Source organism: Meiothermus taiwanensis WR-220 (assembly GCF_003568585.1).
In the GTDB taxonomy this organism is placed as follows: Bacteria; Deinococcota; Deinococci; order Deinococcales; family Thermaceae; genus Meiothermus; species Meiothermus taiwanensis.
Genome location: NZ_CP021130.1, coordinates 213,186 through 228,620, shown reverse-complemented (window position 1 = coordinate 228,620; position 15,435 = coordinate 213,186). Strand labels below are relative to the sequence as shown.

The following is a 15,435-nucleotide window of genomic DNA, read 5'->3' as shown; positions in this document are numbered from 1 at the left end:
CAGGCGTATACTCAGCTTTGCATGCTGCCAACGCCTACCCTCCTCCAAACGCGCATTGCAATCTCCAGCTTCTTCATCCTGCACGGGTTTGTGACAGCTACTTGGATTTCACGCATACCCGCTGAGAAAGAGCGTCTCGAGATGAGCGCAGCAGTATTGGGACTGGTGTTGCTGGGCAACATGCTGGGGGCGCTGCTGGGGGGCCTGACCGCCGGCATCTGGGTAGCCTGGTGGGGCAGCCGCCGGGTAGCCCGCACCTTTGGCGTGGCCGCATCGCTCTCCCTACCGCTACTGGGGGCGCTGCTCACTCCGGCATGGTTGTTTGCTGGACTTGTACTGTACGGTTTTCTACTCAACATCCTCAACATCGGCATGAACACCCAGGCCGCCGCCCTGGAAGCCAGATACGGTCGGCCGATCTTTTCCTCCTTCCACGCGCTTTGGAGCGCTGGGGCTCTGTTGGGCTCCCTGGCCGGTGCCGGGTTGGCAGGGCTGGGGCTTTCACCTTTCTGGCACTTCCTGCTGGTTGGCGGGACAGGCGCTGGGCTGGCCTGGCAGGCGGGTAGCCGCTTGCTAGCGGCCTCGCCCTCTCCGCAGCGGCAAGGCTTTGTGCTGCCCAAGGGGGCGCTTTTGGTGCTGGGCTTGATGGGTTTTTGCACCGCCATAAGCGACGGCTCGATTGCCGGTTGGAGTGGGGTGTATCTGCGTAGCCTGGGCGCCCCGGAGTCACTGGCCGCACTGGGCTTTGCAGTACATCAGGCGGTCATGCTGGTAGGGCGCTCGAGCGGAGACTGGCTGGTGCAGCAGTTCGGGGCAGTGCAGGTGGTGCGTTATGGCTCGCTGCTGGGGAGCTTTGGACTGGCCGTAGCGGTGGTCTCGGGCACGGTGGAGGGTATGTTCTTCGGCATTGCTTGCATGGGGCTTGGCATGGCCACCCTGTTCCCTCTGATGTTTGCTGCCGCGGCCCAAACCCCCGGCATGCCCCCCGCCGCCGCGATAGCTAGCATTTCTACCATGAGCACCTTCGGTGGGCTGGTGGGGCCGATGCTGCTGGGCATCGTGGCCGAGGTGGGCACCGTACGGGCCAGCTTTGCCGTGGCCGCGCTGCTTGCAGGGGTGGTGAGCTATCTGGCTTTTTCGCTGGCCGGGTATCAGGTAGCCCGCACCCAGACCTCAGATTGAAACCCCCTCTCCGTTCCAGCGCACCCCCAACAACCGGGCCCAGCTCGCCGCCAGATCGGCAAAGGTGGCGCGGGTGCCCAGGTCGCGCCCGGCCATCCCCGGCCCGGCTACCAGCAGCATCCCGTACTCACGGGTGTGATCGGTGCCGCGGTAGGTGGGGTCGTTGCCGTGGTCGGAGACGATAAAGAGATGGTCGTCCGGGCCGAGGGCGGCCAGCAGTTCGGGCAGGCGGGCATCGAAATCCACAAGGGCCTGGGCATAGCCCTGGGGGTTGCGGCGGTGGCCATACTTGGCGTCGAAGTCCACCAGGTTGGTGAAGATCAGGCCGGAGAAGTCCTGGCGCATGAGTTCCAGGGTGCGCGCCAGGCCCTCCTCGTTGCTGCCCGACTTAACCTCGCGGGTAAAACCCCGGTGGGCGTAGATATCGGGGATTTTGCCCACCCCCACCACCTCCAGCCCCGCGGCCTTGATCTCGTCCAGCACGTTGTGCGGGGGCTCGAGCGCAAAGTCTTTGCGCAGATCCTCGCGCCGGTAATACCGGCCGGGCTCGCCCTCGAAGGGGCGGGCGATCACCCGGGCGCAGGCCAGCGGCCCCACCAGCATCTCCCGTGCCACCCGGCACCAGTCGTAGAGGGTCTCGAGGGGTACCTTACCGATGTGGGCCGCCACCTGAAAGACCGAGTCGGCCGAGGTGTACACGATGGGAAAGCCGGTGCGCAGGTGCTCGTCGCCGTAGTCGCGGATGGCCTCGGTACCCGAGTAGGGCCGGTTGAGCAGATAACCCCCCACGCCAATGCGCCGGCAATACTCGGCCAAAAAGTCCTGTGGATAACCCTGTGGAAAAACCTGAAAGGGGTGTGTAAGCCGAATCCCCACAAACTCCCAGTGGCCCGTAGAGGTATCTTTGCCAGGGTTGACCTCCAGCATCCGGCCAAAGGCCCCCTGTGGCTTCGCAACCCTGGGCAGGGTGTGCACCCCCGGTACGTGGCCCAGCCCCAGCGCGGCCAGATGGGGCAGCTCTATCCCGGTCTTGAGCACGGTGTGGTCGAGGGTATCGGCCCCTTCATCGCCGAACTGCGCAGCGTCGGGCAGGTAGCCCAGGCCCACCGAATCCAGCACAATGGTGGTGATCTTCATGCCCACCAGCATACCGGAGGAGTCCACCGGTATTCTGCCCTGCTGTGGCCGTCCTGGCTGTTGCAGCAGGCAGGCTCTGCAGTAGGGCCTGGAGGGTTAGGCACCCACCAGATCAGGGGCTGTACCCAGAGAGCGCCACAGCAGCCCTAGCAGTTCGCGGGTGGCAAAGTCCACCGAGGAATCGGGGTAGGAGATCCAGTGCACCCCCAGGGAAAAACCTGCGTCTTCAATGAATAAAAGCCGTAGCAAGCCAGCCTTTTGCTCGGGTTCCACAAACGAGCGGCTGGCCAGCCCCACCCCCAGCCCGGCGGCGGCTGCCGCCTTGACCCCATACAGGCTGCCGCACTCCAAAAGACGTGCTGGCACAATGCCATGGCGTTCCAGAAACTGCTCGAGCCGCAGGCGCAGGCGCGAATTGCGCTGAGGAACCAGCAGGGTCATCCCCTCGAGCTGGCCCAGCGCCACCCCCCCCAGCCGAGCCCAGGGGTGGGAAGGCGCCACCACCAGTACCATCTCGTCGCTGGTCAGCCGCCGGGCCAGCAGCGGCTCGGGCAGGGCGTCGGTGCCCCCCAACACCAGGGCCGCATCCAGGTCGCGCTGGTACACCTGCTCGATGAGCTCGAGCGTGGTGCCGTTTTTTAGTTGCAGCTCGCAACGGCCCTGCTGGGTTTCCGCCCAGCCTATTAGCGCGGCCAGATACCGCGGAATCAGGCTCCAGGCCAGGCCCACCTCGAGGCTGGGAATGCGCTGGTGCCGCCTTTCCTCGATAAAGCGGGTGGCCTGGGCCAGGCTGCGGCTCACCGCACAGGCATACGGGAGCAGGGCTTTGCCGGCTTCGGTCAGGGTGATACCCTGAGGGGTACGTTCGTAGAGGGGTTGACGGACGGCATCCTCGAGGGCCTTGAGGGTTTTGCTCACCGCAGGCTGGCTCAGGTGCAAAACTTCGGCAGCACGGCTCAGGCTGCGCAGTTCGGCTACCACGCAAAATACCACCAAGTACCGAGGATTTAGACGCATAAGGACAAATCAATGCAGTATACAGCCTCATCACCCCCACAAAGTCCGCCCACAACCCAAACCGCAACGGGGGTTTACCCATCCCCTCGTCGAGGGGCCAGCCCCTGTATCACGCATCTTCTCAAGGATGGGGTTACCCCGGTTACACATATCCCCTATGGGTATTTGACAAGATACCCCCTGGGGATATATCCTGGCCGTCAGGAGGTTGTCGCATGCTCTTCAAACACATCTACGAGGAAGGACTCGCCCAGGGCAGCTACTTTATCGGCTGTCAATCTCAGGGCACTGCTATTGTGGTAGACCCCCGGCGCGATATCCAGGTCTACCTCGAGGAGGCCCGGAAGAACGGGATGAAAATTGCGGCCGTGGCCGAAACCCACATCCACGCCGACTACCTCTCGGGGGCCCGCGAGCTGGCCAAGGCCACCGGGGCCCGGCTCTACCTGAGCGACGAGGGCGACGAAAACTGGAAGTACAAGGGCCTCGAGGGCTTCGACTACCAGCTGGTGCGCGATGGTGACCAGATCAAGCTGGGCAACATCACCCTTACGGTGGTGCACACCCCCGGCCACACCCCCGAGCACATCAGCTTTTTGGTGCAGGATGGGGCCGCGGCCAGCGAGCCTGGCTTCTTTCTGACCGGCGACTTTGTGTTTGTGGGGGATGTTGGCCGCCCCGACCTGCTGGAAGAGGCCGCGGGCATTAAAGGCACCGCCGAACCGGGCGCTCGGCGCATGTTCAAAAGCCTGAAGGAAAAATTCCTCACCCTGCCCGACTATGTGCAGGTCTGGCCCGGCCACGGCGCGGGGAGCGCCTGTGGCAAGGGCCTGGGGGCGGTGGCCAGCACCACCGTGGGCTACGAGCGCCGCTTTGCCTGGTGGGCCGACTACCTGCAGAAGGGTGATGAGGAGGGGTTTGTAAAGGCCCTGCTCTCGGGCCAGCCCGAGGCCCCCTACTACTTCGCCCAGATGAAGCGGCTCAACCGCGACGGGATGCCCATCCTGGGCCAGCTCCCGCAGCCCCAGCTGCTCACCCCCGAGCAGTTCCAGCGGAGGCTGAGCGAAGGGGCCCTGCTGGTAGATACCCGCGACAAGCTGGCTTTCGCCGGCGGCCACCTCAGGGGGGCCATCAACATCCCGGGGGGTAAGAGCTTCAGCACCTGGGCCGGCTGGCTGCTGCCTTATGAGCGCGACCTCATCCTGCTGGCCAGCCCCGAGCAGGTCGGCGAGCGGGTCAGGCAGCTCATCCGCATCGGGCTGGATCGGGTGGTGGGGTACATCCCCAGCCTCGAGGGCTACGCACAGGGTGAGCTGGAGACCGTTCCTCAGGTCAGCGCGGCCCAGGCCAAAGCCATGTGGGAAAAGGGCGAGGCCACCATCCTGGACGTGCGCGGGGCCGACGAGTACCTAGCCGGCCACATCCCCGGGGCCCTAAACATCCACGCCGGCCGGGTGATGAACAACCTACAGCACATCCCCCAGGACAGGCCGGTGGTGGTGCACTGCCTGGGCGGCGACCGCTCCTCTACCGCCATCAGCGCCCTGATGAGCGCGGGCTTTAGCAACCTGTTCAACCTCACCGGTGGTATCCGGGCCTGGCAGCAGGAGGGCTTCCCGGTGGAGAAAGGCCCCGCCCGCGAGCTGGCCAGTGTCTGAGCCCTGTTCTTCCCCTGGCCCCTGGTCACGGCCAGGGGCCCCTGTGAAGCAAAGACCATGAATCTGCCTGTAAAAGTTGCCTATCACCAGCTAGAACGCTTTCAAGTTGTAGACGTCCGGGAACCCGAGGAATGGGCCGAGGGGGTGCTGCCGGGTGCTCTGCGCCTGCCGCTCTCCAAACTCGAGGCGCTGGCCCCGCTGCACCTCGAGCGCGAAAAGCCCGTACTGCTTTACTGCCGCAGCGGCAACCGCTCCCAGGAGGCCCTCCAGAAGCTACAACGCCTGGGGCACCCCAAGGTCTGGCACCTCGAGGGCGGCATTAAAGCCTGGCGCGAGGCCGGCCTGCCCTGCGCCAGCCCGGTCTAAAGGAGGAACCTTGTGCCTACTGCTTTATACAAAGACATCCAGCCACACGAAGCCCACGAGCTGCAGAAGCAAAAGGTGCTGTTTGTAGACGTGCGCGAACCGGAGGAGTTTGCCCAGGTGCGCCTCGAGGGGGCCCAGCTGATCCCGCTCTCCGAGTTTGCCGGGCGCTTTAGCGAGATTCCCAAAAACCAGCCGGTGGTGCTTTACTGCCGCAGCGGCAACCGCAGCGCCCAGGCCGCCGGCTGGCTGGCCTCTAAAGGCTATACCAACCTGCTCAACCTGGAGGGGGGCCTCATGGCCTGGTACCAGGCCGGGCTGCCCCTGGATACCACCCCTATCGAGGCCACCTACCAGGACACCGCCTTTACCGAACTTACCCCCCACGAGGCCCAGCGCTGGATCCAGGAGGGGGCCTACGTGATCGACGTGCGCGAGCCCTACGAGTACGCCATGGGCCACGTACCCGGCGCGGTCAACATACCGCTGGGGCGCTTTGCGAGCGAGGTGGGCAAGCTACCCAAAGACCGCAAGCTGGTGCTGGTCTGCGCCTCCGGGAATCGTTCGTCGCAGGCCTCGGAGTACCTGGTGGGGCACGGCTTTGCCAAGGAAAAGGTGGGCAACCTCGAGGGCGGCACCTACGGCTGGATGAGCGCGGGCTTGGAGGTGGAACGTTGATCGGCTGGCTCAAAAACCTGCTGGGCGGGGCGACCGTGGGCCAGCTCAGCCCCCTCGAGGCCCACGCAAAAGCCAAGGCCGGGGCCATTATTCTGGATGTCCGCACCCCACTGGAGCGCCAGGAAGGCAAAATCCCCGGCTCGCAGGCCCTGCCGCTCGATCGGCTGGCCAGCGAATGGGAAAAGCTACCCAGGGACAAGGAGATCATCTGCCAGTGCCGAAGCGGCGCACGCAGCGCCCAGGCCGCGCGTTTTCTGGCCGCCAAAGGCTATAAGACCTACAACCTGGCGGGCGGCCTCGAGGCCTGGAAGCGGCACAAACTCCCGGTGAAATGATGCAGGACGTTTTTCCCAGTGAACTATCGCTCTGGCAAAAGCGCGGGGCGCTACTCCTGGACGTGCGCTCGCCGGAGGAGTTTGCCAGCGGGCATATTCCAGGCTCGCGCAACCTTCCCCTGGAACAGCTTCTGGAGGCGCTGGATACCCTGAAAAGCCCCGTCGTGACCATCTGCGCTACGGGCAGCCGGGCCGGGCTGGCCGCCGAGGTGCTGGGGTACGAAGGCCTCGAGGTGGGGAAGCTGGTGGGGGGTATCCAGGGCTACGCGGCCCAGGGCTACCCGCTCGAGCGCAGCGCAACCCAGGCGGATGAGGCGCCGTTCAAACCCGAGGAGGCCCCATGCTCCTAGCCTGGATGGGGGCAATTCTGATTGGCCTGGCCCTGGGCATGCTGGGCTCGGGCGGCTCCATCCTCACGGTGCCCATCCTGGTCTACCTGGTGGGGGAGCCCGACAAACTGGCCATCGCCGAGTCGCTGGCCATCGTGGGCCTGATTGCCCTGGTGGGGGCCATACCCTACGCCCTCAAGGCCCAGATAGACTGGCGCAACGTGCTGTTTTTTGGCCTGCCGGGCATGGCCGGCACCTACCTGGGGGCCTACTTTTCCAAATGGGTGCCGGGGGTCTGGCAGCTGGGGCTGTTTGCCGTGGTAATGCTGCTGGCCGCCTACATGATGTTCCGCCCCCCGCGGCTCGAGGCCCCCACACCAAAGCGCTCATACCTAAAAATCGTCCTGGATGGCCTGGTGGTGGGCATCCTCACCGGCCTGGTGGGGGTGGGTGGAGGGTTTCTAATTGTCCCGGCCCTGGTTCTGCTGGGCGGCCTGCCCATGCACCTGGCCGTGGGCACCAGCCTGCTGATTGTGGCCATGAAGTCGGCCAGTGGGTTCTACAAGTACCTGCACCTGCTACCCGAGCAGGGCTACACCGTGCACTGGGATATCGTGCTGCTCTTCGCAGCGCTGGGCATTGTGGGCAGCCTGTTTGGGGGCCGCCTGGCCGCCTCGATCCCCCAGCTCACCCTGCGGCGCGGCTTTGCCGGGTTTCTTGTGGTGATGGGGGTTTTCATCCTGTGGCAGAACCTGCCCAGGGTGCTGCATGGGTAGGCGACGGCGCTCGAGTTGGCTGGCGCAGGCTTTTACTCTGAATAACCGGCCAGGGCCAGGTCGTCTTTGAGCGCCTCAACATCCACCCGGCCCGCGTAGAGGTTCACCACCTTGCCCTCACCGTCGAGCACAAAAGTCCAGGGGTGACCCAGCACCTTAAAGCGATTGGCTACAGCCACCGGGTTGTCACCACCCGGCAGGGCCAGGAGGGGAAGGAAGCGGGGGTAGTTTTTCATGTAGTCGCGCACCACCTGCTCGGTATCGCGGGGCTCGCGGCTGATCACCACAAAGGGCACCGCCTGGTATTCTTGGGCCAGCTGGTGCAGCTTGGGGAACTCGGCCCGGCAGATAGGGCACCAGCTGGCCCAGAAGGTAATCACCACCGGCTTACCCTTGAAGCTAGCCAGGGTATAGACCCTGCCAGATAAATCGCGCAGCCGGAAGTCGGGCGCGCTCTGTCCCGGCGATACAGCCAAGCCCACCGCAAACAAAGTTAGAACTGCCAGCCAGCGTTTCATGTTTCCTCCCGTCCCAATACCTGCAGAGGGTATATTAAACAGCAACCATCCCGCTTGGCACAAGGGGCCCGTCTACACACTGTCGAGATCGCAGCCGCACTCCCACCCAAAAAGTAATGAAGGCTATATCTCTAAGCTATAGCCTGTACGATAATGCGTATTAACCACATTAGATACCAACATCCAGCCGCGTGAATGTGTTGACGATGATACCCCCAGGTAGTATTAATAGGTAATCGAAAACCTTCGGTACGCTATGCGGTACATACTGTTCACAGTGATGGGGATTTTCATGGCGGTGCAGGCCCAAGGGGTGGACTTCAACCGCTGGTATCCCTATGCCCAGGCCAGCCAGTATGCCCAATCGCAGGGGCGCATTTTGATGGTTTATTTCTGGGGTGAGGCCTGTCCGTACTGCGATCAGATGAACACCCATGTGCTGTCCGACCCAAGGGTCGCGAGCATCCTCGAGCGTCGCTTTGTGGTGGCCAGCGTGGATAGCCATAGCCCCGAGGGCCGGGCCCTGAGCGCCCAGATGCGCACCCTGGGCACACCCAGTTTTGTCTTCTTCGTACCCCAGGGGGGTACGTTGAAAGAAGCGGGCCGGCTATTTGGTAGCCGCACCCGTGCACAGTTTCTGAGCGAACTGCAGCAGATCTGTGCGAAAGTTGGAGGTGAAGGTTGTGGATAGAAGAACATTCCTAAAAGCATCGGCGGGGGCCGTTGCCGGAACCGTGCTGGCCAACCAGCTCACTTCAGCGCTGGCCCAGGGGGGCCTCGAGGGCGAGGACATCGCCAACCTCGAGAAGGGACTGCGACAGGTCTTGGGCAAAAGCTTCAAGGATCTGACCCCCTCGCAGCAGGTTAAGCTCGTAGCCCCCACCATCGCCGAGTCGGGCGCCAACGTACCGGTGGAGATCGAGGCTAGCCTGCCCGCCGATCAGGTCAAGGCCATTCACTGCTTCTGCGACAAAAACGCCAACCCCCTGCTCTTTACGGTCGTACTCAACGGGGTACTGCCCTACTACGCCACCCGCGTGCGGGTCGCCGAGACCGCCCCGGTGCGGGCCGTGGTCGAGACCAAAGACGGCAGGTTGCTGATGGCCTCGCAGTCGGTGCGGGTCACCGTAGGCGGTTGCGGTTAAGGAGGCACGACATGGCGATTAACATCTTGGTTCGTTTCAACCCAGCCAGACCCAAAGCAGGCGATGAAGTTCGTGTACAGATTGTCGTACAGCACCCCATGGAGCCCGGTACCCGCCGGGATGCCAGCGGGAAGCTGATTCCTGCTGACCACATCAACGAGGTCAACGTGACCATGGACGGTCAGCTCATCGCCCAGGTCAAGCCGGGCCCGGGCACCAGCGCCAACCCCTTGTTCGCTTTCAAAATGAAAGCCAACAAAGCCGGCCAGCTCAAGGTCACCTGCAAAGACCTAAACGGCCAGACCGGCGAAAGAACCGCGGATCTCACCCTGGCCTGAGGAGGGTTGGATGGGTCGCTTCTGGCGTTTGGTAGGGGCGGTTGCCCTAGCCCTTTTTAGCCTGATGGTGCTGGCCCAGGAAGAAGACGATCCGGCCAAGGAGGCCGAGAAGCAAAAGAAGCAGCTTCTGGAACAGAGCGGGGGGATCCTTCCCAGCGACCTGTACGTGGAACAGGGTGAGCAGCTGTTCAAAGCCAAGCGCGGCCCTAAAAACGCCTCTCTCGAGGCCTGCGACTTTGGCCGGGGGCCGGGGAAGCTCGAGGGGGTGGTGGGGCGGCTGCCCCGCTACTTCTTCGACACCCGCCGGGTGGAAGACCTCGACTCGCGCATCCGCACCTGCATGATTCGCCTGCAGGGTTTCAAGCCGGAGGAGATTAGTCGCAGCGAGGTGGTGGCCATCGCTTTTTATATCGCCTCGCTCTCCAACGAGCAACCGGTCGTGGTGCGTCCCCTGATGCCCCAGGAGAAAAAACTCTACGAGCTAGGCGAGCGGCTCTTTTATCTGCGGGCCGGCCCGCGCGATATGGGCTGTGCAACCTGCCACGTGACCTACGTGGGCAAGCGGGCGGGGGTGCTTCCTTACTCCGATCTTCTGAAGGATAAGCGCGCCGCCAGCCACTGGCCTGCCTTCCGCTACTCCAACGACCAGGCCTGGACCATGGCCGACCGCATCCGGGCTTGCTACGCCAACCTCGGCATGCCCGCACCCGATTTCTACTCCGAGCCCATCATCGCCCTGACCCTGTTCATGAACGTACAGGCCAATGGGGCGCGGATGGATCTGCCCGGTTTCATACGCTAGGAGGGTTCTGTGCGGCGAATCTACCTGCTCATACCCCTGGTGCTCCTGGGTCTGGCGCTCGGGCAGACCGGCCCCTCCTACATCGACGCCGAACTCCAGCGGCTCATCCAGGCTGGGGGCCAGAGCTACGCCAATAGCCTGCTCAAACAGGCCCCCGACCAGGCCCTGTGCTCCATCCACCGCAACAAGCTACCCGCCGATGTGCTGGGCCCCTTTATCGAGGCCCAGCGTCAGACCATCAAATACCCCGCCGACGGCAAGCTGATGGGGGACTGGAAGCAGGGCGATGCCATCTTTAACACCCTGGCCCGTGGCAACTGCTTCTCCTGCCATGTGGGCTCTCCCCGCAACATCGGGGGCAATGTGGGGCCCAGCCTGGAGAAATACGGCCAGCGCGGCACCTCTGAAGCGGTGCAGAAGTACACCTACGAGGTGATCTACAACACCTGGGCCTACTTCCCCTGCACGGTGATGTACCGCTTCGGGCATGGCGGCCTGCTCAAGCCGGAGGAGATCGCCCATGTGGTGGCCTACCTGCTCGACCCAGCTTCGGACTTCAACACCAAACCGGCACTGAAGCGCTAAGTTTTCTCAACCGCAACGCGTTCCCCAGCGGGCCTAGGCCTGGGGGAAAGGAGGTTTTGTGACCCGACGTGAACTGGTACAACTCATGCTGGCCCTGGGTATCACCTCCCCCAAAGCCTTCGCCCAGGCCATGGAACGCCCCGAGACCCTTTACGATCTGCCCCCCTTTGGCAACATCACCCTGCTTTTCAACACCGACCTGCACGGGCAGCTGCGGCCCCACTATTTCATGGAGCCGCCCAACCTGCTGGCGGCCAAGGCCCTGGAGGGCCAGCCGGGCTACCTCACCAGCGAGGCCTTTTTGCGCTACTACGGCATCCGGCGGGGCAGCCTCGAGGCCTACACCTTCGCCTCGGTGGACTTTGTCGCCCTGGCCCAGCGGTTTGGGCCGATGGGGGGTGGGGCCTATATCGGGGCCCTCATCCAGCAGCAAAGAGCACAGGCTGGTGAAAAACGCACCCTGGTGCTGGACGGCGGCGATACCTGGACCAACTCCGGGATCTCGCTTCTGACCAAGGGGCAGGTCATGGTGGACTGGATGAACCGGGTGGGCTTCGACCACATGGTCTTCCACTGGGAGTACACCCTGGGGCGTGCGCGCGTGGAGGAGCTGGTGCAGGCCCTGAAGGCCAAAATCATCAGCTTCAACATCGTGGATGACCTTTTTGGTGACCCCATCTACGAACCCTACGTCATCCACGAGATTGGCGGCTACACCCTGGGCCTGATTGGCTCCACCTTCCCCTATGTGAAGGTCTCACACCCCGAGGAGTTCTCCGAGGGGCTGTCTTTTGGCATCCGGGAAAACGAGCTGCAGAAATACGTGGACGAGCTGCGGGGCAAGGGCGTGGACGCGGTGGTGATGCTCTCCCACAACGGTGTGCCGCTGGATCTGGCCCTGGCCGGGCGCATCAAGGGCCTGGATCTGATTCTGACCGGCCACACCCACGACTTTACGCCCAGGCCCATCCGGGTGGGCAACACCTGGCTGGTGGCCGGGGGCTCGGCGGGCAAGGCCGTGGTGCGGGTAGACCTGCAGATGAAGAAAGGGGGGATTGCCGATATACGGGCCAAGACCCTGCCGGTAGCCACCCGCCTGATCAAGCCCGACCCTGGGCTCGAGGCCTTCATCCGCGAAGCCTACGCCCCGCACCTAAACTACCTCGACCAGGTGCTGGGCACCACCGAGACCCTACTATACAAGCGCGACTCCACCTACTCCACCCTGGACGAGCTGGCCGGGCGGGCGATTCGGGCGGCCTACCCCGAGGTGGAGGTGGCCTTCAGCCCCGGCACCCGCTGGGGTACCGCCATCCTGCCGGGCCAGCCCATCACCATGGATCAAATCCTGGCCTTCACCGGCTTTACCTACCCCGAGGTCTACGTGTTCAAGCTCAAGGGCGAACGCCTACAGGCCGTGCTCGAGGATGTCGCGGCCAACACCTTCAACCCCGACCCCTTCTACCAGCAGGGCGGCGACATGAGCCGGGTTTTCGGTCTCACCTACGAACTAGCGGTGAACGCCCCCACCGGCCAGCGCATCCGCAACGTGGCCATCCAGGGCCGCCGGCTCGATCCCAACCGGGAGTACACCCTGGCCTCCTTTGGGGGGCGCCTCCAGCGCAGCGGCACCCTGGTAGAGAAATACACCCCCCGGCCCATCTACGAGCTGATTGCTGAGTACCTCAAACAGGTCAAGACCGTCAACATCCCCCCACGCCCCAGCATGCGGGTGCTGGATCAACGCTATGTATTACCCGGATAACCAGGAGGAGTGGCAGTGAAAAAAAGGTACACATTAGGACTTTTAGCTGTGCTGCTGGCCGGTCTTACCCTGTCGCAACCCAGCCCCTTTCAGCAGCGGGTACAGCAGGCCATCCAGAACGGTGGCAGCAGGTTTGCCGAGAGCATGAAGCAAGACCCCGATCAGGCCCTGTGTTCGCAGTACCGCGACAAACTACCCCCAGAGCTGGTAGGGGCCTTCCTCGAGCGCCAGCGGGCCCTGATCAAGTACCCCGCCGACGGCAAGTTGATGGGGGACTGGAAGAAGGGCGAGGAGCTTTTCACCAACCCCCGCAAAGGCAACTGCTACGCCTGCCACACCGGCGACCCCCGGGAGCCCGGGGCCGGGCGGATGGGGCCGGGGCTGGTGAACTACGGACAGCGCGGCACCAGCGAGGCGGTGGTCAAGTACACCTACGACAAGATTTACAACGCCTGGGCCACCATGCCCTGCTCGCTGATGTACCGGGCCGGCTACCACGGCATTCTGACCCCGGAGGAAACCGCCCACGTAACCGCCTTCCTGCTCGATCCGGCCTCGCCGGTCAATGCCAAGAGGTGATGCCATGCGCAACCGCAGCCTGTGGATTGGATTTTTGTTGGCGCTGGGCTTGGGCTTGAGCATCGCCCTCACCCAGCAGCAAGAAGTAGACCCCTACAAAGAAGCCGAGCGGCAGCGGGAGCTGTTCCGCCAGACTGCCGGCATTCTGCCCGGCGAGCTGTATGCCGCCCAGGGCGAGGAGCTCTTCTACCAGAAGCGCGGGCCCAAGCAGGCCAGCCTCGAGGCCTGTGATTTTGGCCTGGGGCCGGGGAAGCTCGAGGGCGCCCTGACCCAGCTCCCCCGCTATTTTGCCGATACCCGGCGGGTGGAGGATCTCGAGACCCGCATCGTGAGCTGCATGGTGCGGCTCCAGGGCTTTAAACCCGAAGAAATCAAGCGCGAGGACGTGAAGGCGCTCACTGCGTATGTGGCCTCCAAGTCCAGTGAGATGCCCATCAATGTGGTGCCCAAAACCTCCCAGGAGATCGCCCTGTACAACCTGGGCCGCGAGCTGTGGTACCACCGGGCCGGTGACCGCGACATGAACTGCGCCATCTGCCACGATGCCTACGCCGGGGGCAGGGTGCGGCTCTCGCCGGTGCGCAGCCCGCGCCAGGGCCTGTCCAACGAGTGGCCCGCCTACCGCTTCGAGGCCGACAAGCTCTACACCCTGCAGGATCGCATCGCTTTCTGCTACGAGTCCATTGGTATCGCCGCGCCCGAGTTTTACTCCGAACCCTACATCGCGCTTTCTATCTACATGCTGGCCGAGGCCACCAAGGGCAAGAACAAGTTCACCGAACTACCAGGTTTCACCCGCTAAAGGAGGTGTCTATGCGGAAGGGCTGGATTGTGCTGGTGCTGCTGGGTGGGCTGGGCCTGGCCCAGGAGATGAGCCCGGCCTCGCTGCAGGAGATGGGCAACTTCATCAAGAAAACAAACCCCGCCAGCTACCTGCTCTACGCCGCCGAGGCCAAGGATTTTGTGGAGGTCTTCGAGCCTTTTATCCTGGACGTACGCACCGCCGAGGAGCGCTCGAGGGGCTTCCTGCCCGGCTCGGTGCACATCCACATCAGCCAGCTACCCGACCGCCTGGGCGAGCTACCCAAAGAAAAAGACAAGCCCATCCTGGTCTACTGCGGCACCGGGCATGTCAGTGCGGTGGCGGCGGCCTATTTGCGGGCCTTAGGCTACCGCGAAGTTAAGAACCTGAATGGGGGTTTTCGGGCCTGGCTCGAGCTGGGCCTGCCGGTACAAAGACCCTAAAGGAGACCTATGAAGATCAAGTGGACGCTGTGGTTGGGTTTCATTCTCTCGCTATCGGCCCTGGCCCAGTCGCTGGAAACCACCCTGCGCGGGGTTAGTCTGGCCGAGGCCCAGGCCCGCCTCGAGGCCGCCGTTGGCGCCCAGGGGCTCAAGGTGGCCCGCACCCTGAACCTGGGTGGGCAGGTCAAAAACTTCAAAGCCGACTTCCCCGACTACCTGCTGATGGTGCTCGAGCCCGAGGCCGGGGTGCTGGCAGCGGTGGAGGAAAACCTGATGAGCGCCATCATCCTGCCCCCCACCATCTACGTGCATGCCGCCCGGCCCGGGATGGTCACGGTGGGCACCTTCGACCCCGACCTGATGTTTGCCATGCTGGGGGTCAAAAACACCAAGAGCCGGCTCTTGGGGGCCAAGCTCAAAGCGATCATTGCCAGCCTGGGGCTGCCCCGTAAGGTGGCCCCGGCCATGATACCCGACCCCAGCTCCGGCATGATGCCCGCCATGATGTACAAAGTTGAAGGGGGCAGCGTGGATGAACTCACCCTCCTGATCGAAAGCGAGCTGGGGAATAACGGCCTCAACGTGCTGCCCTCGGTCAGGATGGGCGAGGTGGTGGGCATCCAGCCTTGCAAGAGCGAGTGGGCTTACCAGATGTTCATGACCCAGCCCGCGGGCGGTTTTGCCGCGCCGTGCCGCTTCTTTGTAGCACCCGTGCCCGGCGGTGTGTTGGTCGGGGCCATCGAACCCATGCTGATGGGCATCATGCCGGGCGTGGCCCAGAACCAGGCCACCATGGGCATGCTCCAGGAGGCCCGACGGGTGATGAGCCAGATCCTGGAGGGGGTGGGCGGCCAGCCTTATCGCCCCGGGCAATAGGCGTTATAACCCGCTGTTATGGCTTTCGTGGGCTTGGACAAAATCTGATAAACTTGTCTTTAAACCCAAGCTCACAGAGGTTATCGAGGGAAAGCCCCCGAAGTGGC

The 15,435-nt window shown here is 63.6% G+C and carries 20 protein-coding genes; 17 read left to right on the top strand and 3 right to left on the bottom strand.

Features of this window, described 5'->3' with window-relative positions; genetic code table 11:
* The first annotated feature begins 21 nt into the window (after positions 1-21).
* Positions 22-1,182 carry an MFS transporter gene (locus tag MTAI_RS01235; RefSeq protein WP_027886549.1) on the top strand — a complete coding sequence of 387 codons (1,161 nt, stop codon included), beginning with the start codon at positions 22-24 and terminating at the stop codon, positions 1,180-1,182.
* Here MTAI_RS01235 and MTAI_RS01230 read toward each other — a convergent pair.
* Positions 1,174-2,319 (bottom strand): phosphopentomutase, encoded by a 1,146-nt coding sequence (locus tag MTAI_RS01230; protein WP_027886550.1) that lies wholly within the window; start codon positions 2,317-2,319, stop codon positions 1,174-1,176. The two genes, MTAI_RS01235 and MTAI_RS01230, sit on opposite strands and share 9 nt — an antisense overlap.
* Positions 2,320-2,415: 96 nt before the next feature.
* Positions 2,416-3,336: a LysR family transcriptional regulator gene (locus MTAI_RS01225; protein WP_027886551.1), complete on the bottom strand. Its 921-nt coding sequence runs from the start codon at positions 3,334-3,336 to the stop codon at positions 2,416-2,418.
* Positions 3,337-3,551: 215 nt separating this feature from the next.
* On the opposite strand from MTAI_RS01225, the gene MTAI_RS01220 reads away from it, so the two are divergent.
* From MTAI_RS01220 to MTAI_RS01195, 6 genes are read left to right on the top strand one after another with little or no spacing between them, the layout of a single operon-like run.
* Positions 3,552-4,994: an MBL fold metallo-hydrolase gene (locus tag MTAI_RS01220; protein ID WP_027886552.1), complete on the top strand. Its 1,443-nt coding sequence runs from the start codon at positions 3,552-3,554 to the stop codon at positions 4,992-4,994.
* Positions 4,995-5,051: 57 nt separating this feature from the next.
* Complete coding sequence (locus tag MTAI_RS01215; RefSeq protein WP_027886553.1) at positions 5,052-5,360, top strand: rhodanese-like domain-containing protein; 309 nt, start codon at positions 5,052-5,054, stop codon at positions 5,358-5,360.
* 12 nt (positions 5,361-5,372) lie between these two features.
* Complete coding sequence (locus MTAI_RS01210) at positions 5,373-6,035, top strand: rhodanese-like domain-containing protein (RefSeq protein WP_027886554.1); 663 nt, start codon at positions 5,373-5,375, stop codon at positions 6,033-6,035.
* The gene (locus MTAI_RS01205) at positions 6,032-6,370 is read left to right on the top strand and encodes a rhodanese-like domain-containing protein (RefSeq protein ID WP_027886555.1); all 339 of its coding nucleotides are present in this window, start codon (positions 6,032-6,034) and stop codon (positions 6,368-6,370) included. Before MTAI_RS01210 ends, MTAI_RS01205 begins: the two co-directional genes overlap by 4 nt.
* Positions 6,367-6,720, top strand: coding sequence for a rhodanese-like domain-containing protein (locus MTAI_RS01200; protein ID WP_223299620.1), 354 nt, complete (start codon positions 6,367-6,369; stop codon positions 6,718-6,720). Before MTAI_RS01205 ends, MTAI_RS01200 begins: the two co-directional genes overlap by 4 nt.
* Positions 6,711-7,475, top strand: coding sequence for a sulfite exporter TauE/SafE family protein (locus tag MTAI_RS01195; protein WP_027886557.1), 765 nt, complete (start codon positions 6,711-6,713; stop codon positions 7,473-7,475). Before MTAI_RS01200 ends, MTAI_RS01195 begins: the two co-directional genes overlap by 10 nt.
* Before the next feature lie 32 nt (positions 7,476-7,507).
* Here the strand turns inward: MTAI_RS01195 and MTAI_RS01190 are convergent, their stop codons facing one another.
* Positions 7,508-7,993, bottom strand: a complete 486-nt coding sequence (locus MTAI_RS01190) for a TlpA family protein disulfide reductase (protein WP_027886558.1) — start codon at positions 7,991-7,993, stop codon at positions 7,508-7,510.
* Between the two features lie 256 nt (positions 7,994-8,249).
* Between MTAI_RS01190 and MTAI_RS01185 the strand changes: the two genes are divergently transcribed.
* Genes MTAI_RS01185 through MTAI_RS01140 form a run of 10 tightly spaced genes read left to right on the top strand, consistent with a single transcriptional unit; the run spans position 8,250 to position 15,328 of the window.
* Positions 8,250-8,684: a thioredoxin family protein gene (locus MTAI_RS01185; RefSeq protein WP_027886559.1), complete on the top strand. Its 435-nt coding sequence runs from the start codon at positions 8,250-8,252 to the stop codon at positions 8,682-8,684.
* On the top strand, positions 8,677-9,138 hold the full coding sequence (soxY, locus tag MTAI_RS01180) for a thiosulfate oxidation carrier protein SoxY (RefSeq protein WP_027886560.1): 462 nt from the start codon (positions 8,677-8,679) through the stop codon (positions 9,136-9,138). Before MTAI_RS01185 ends, soxY begins: the two co-directional genes overlap by 8 nt.
* Positions 9,139-9,149: 11 nt before the next feature.
* Positions 9,150-9,476, top strand: a complete 327-nt coding sequence (gene soxZ, locus MTAI_RS01175) for a thiosulfate oxidation carrier complex protein SoxZ (protein WP_027886561.1) — start codon at positions 9,150-9,152, stop codon at positions 9,474-9,476.
* Positions 9,477-9,486: 10 nt separating this feature from the next.
* Positions 9,487-10,278 (top strand): sulfur oxidation c-type cytochrome SoxA, encoded by a 792-nt coding sequence (gene soxA / locus MTAI_RS01170; protein ID WP_027886562.1) that lies wholly within the window; start codon positions 9,487-9,489, stop codon positions 10,276-10,278.
* Positions 10,279-10,287: 9 nt separating this feature from the next.
* A complete protein-coding gene (soxX, locus tag MTAI_RS01165; RefSeq protein ID WP_027886563.1) occupies positions 10,288-10,863 on the top strand; it encodes a sulfur oxidation c-type cytochrome SoxX in 576 nt (191 codons plus the stop codon).
* Between the two features lie 58 nt (positions 10,864-10,921).
* Positions 10,922-12,628 carry a thiosulfohydrolase SoxB gene (gene soxB, locus MTAI_RS01160; protein WP_027886564.1) on the top strand — a complete coding sequence of 569 codons (1,707 nt, stop codon included), beginning with the start codon at positions 10,922-10,924 and terminating at the stop codon, positions 12,626-12,628.
* Positions 12,629-12,643: 15 nt separating this feature from the next.
* Positions 12,644-13,207 (top strand): sulfur oxidation c-type cytochrome SoxX, encoded by a 564-nt coding sequence (soxX, locus tag MTAI_RS01155; RefSeq protein WP_051349780.1) that lies wholly within the window; start codon positions 12,644-12,646, stop codon positions 13,205-13,207.
* Positions 13,208-13,211: 4 nt separating this feature from the next.
* A complete protein-coding gene (gene soxA, locus MTAI_RS01150) occupies positions 13,212-14,009 on the top strand; it encodes a sulfur oxidation c-type cytochrome SoxA (protein ID WP_027886566.1) in 798 nt (265 codons plus the stop codon).
* Positions 14,010-14,020: 11 nt separating this feature from the next.
* A complete protein-coding gene (locus MTAI_RS01145; protein WP_027886567.1) occupies positions 14,021-14,452 on the top strand; it encodes a rhodanese-like domain-containing protein in 432 nt (143 codons plus the stop codon).
* Positions 14,453-14,461: 9 nt separating this feature from the next.
* Positions 14,462-15,328 carry a DUF302 domain-containing protein gene (locus MTAI_RS01140; RefSeq protein WP_027886568.1) on the top strand — a complete coding sequence of 289 codons (867 nt, stop codon included), beginning with the start codon at positions 14,462-14,464 and terminating at the stop codon, positions 15,326-15,328.
* Positions 15,329-15,435 lie beyond the last annotated feature (107 nt).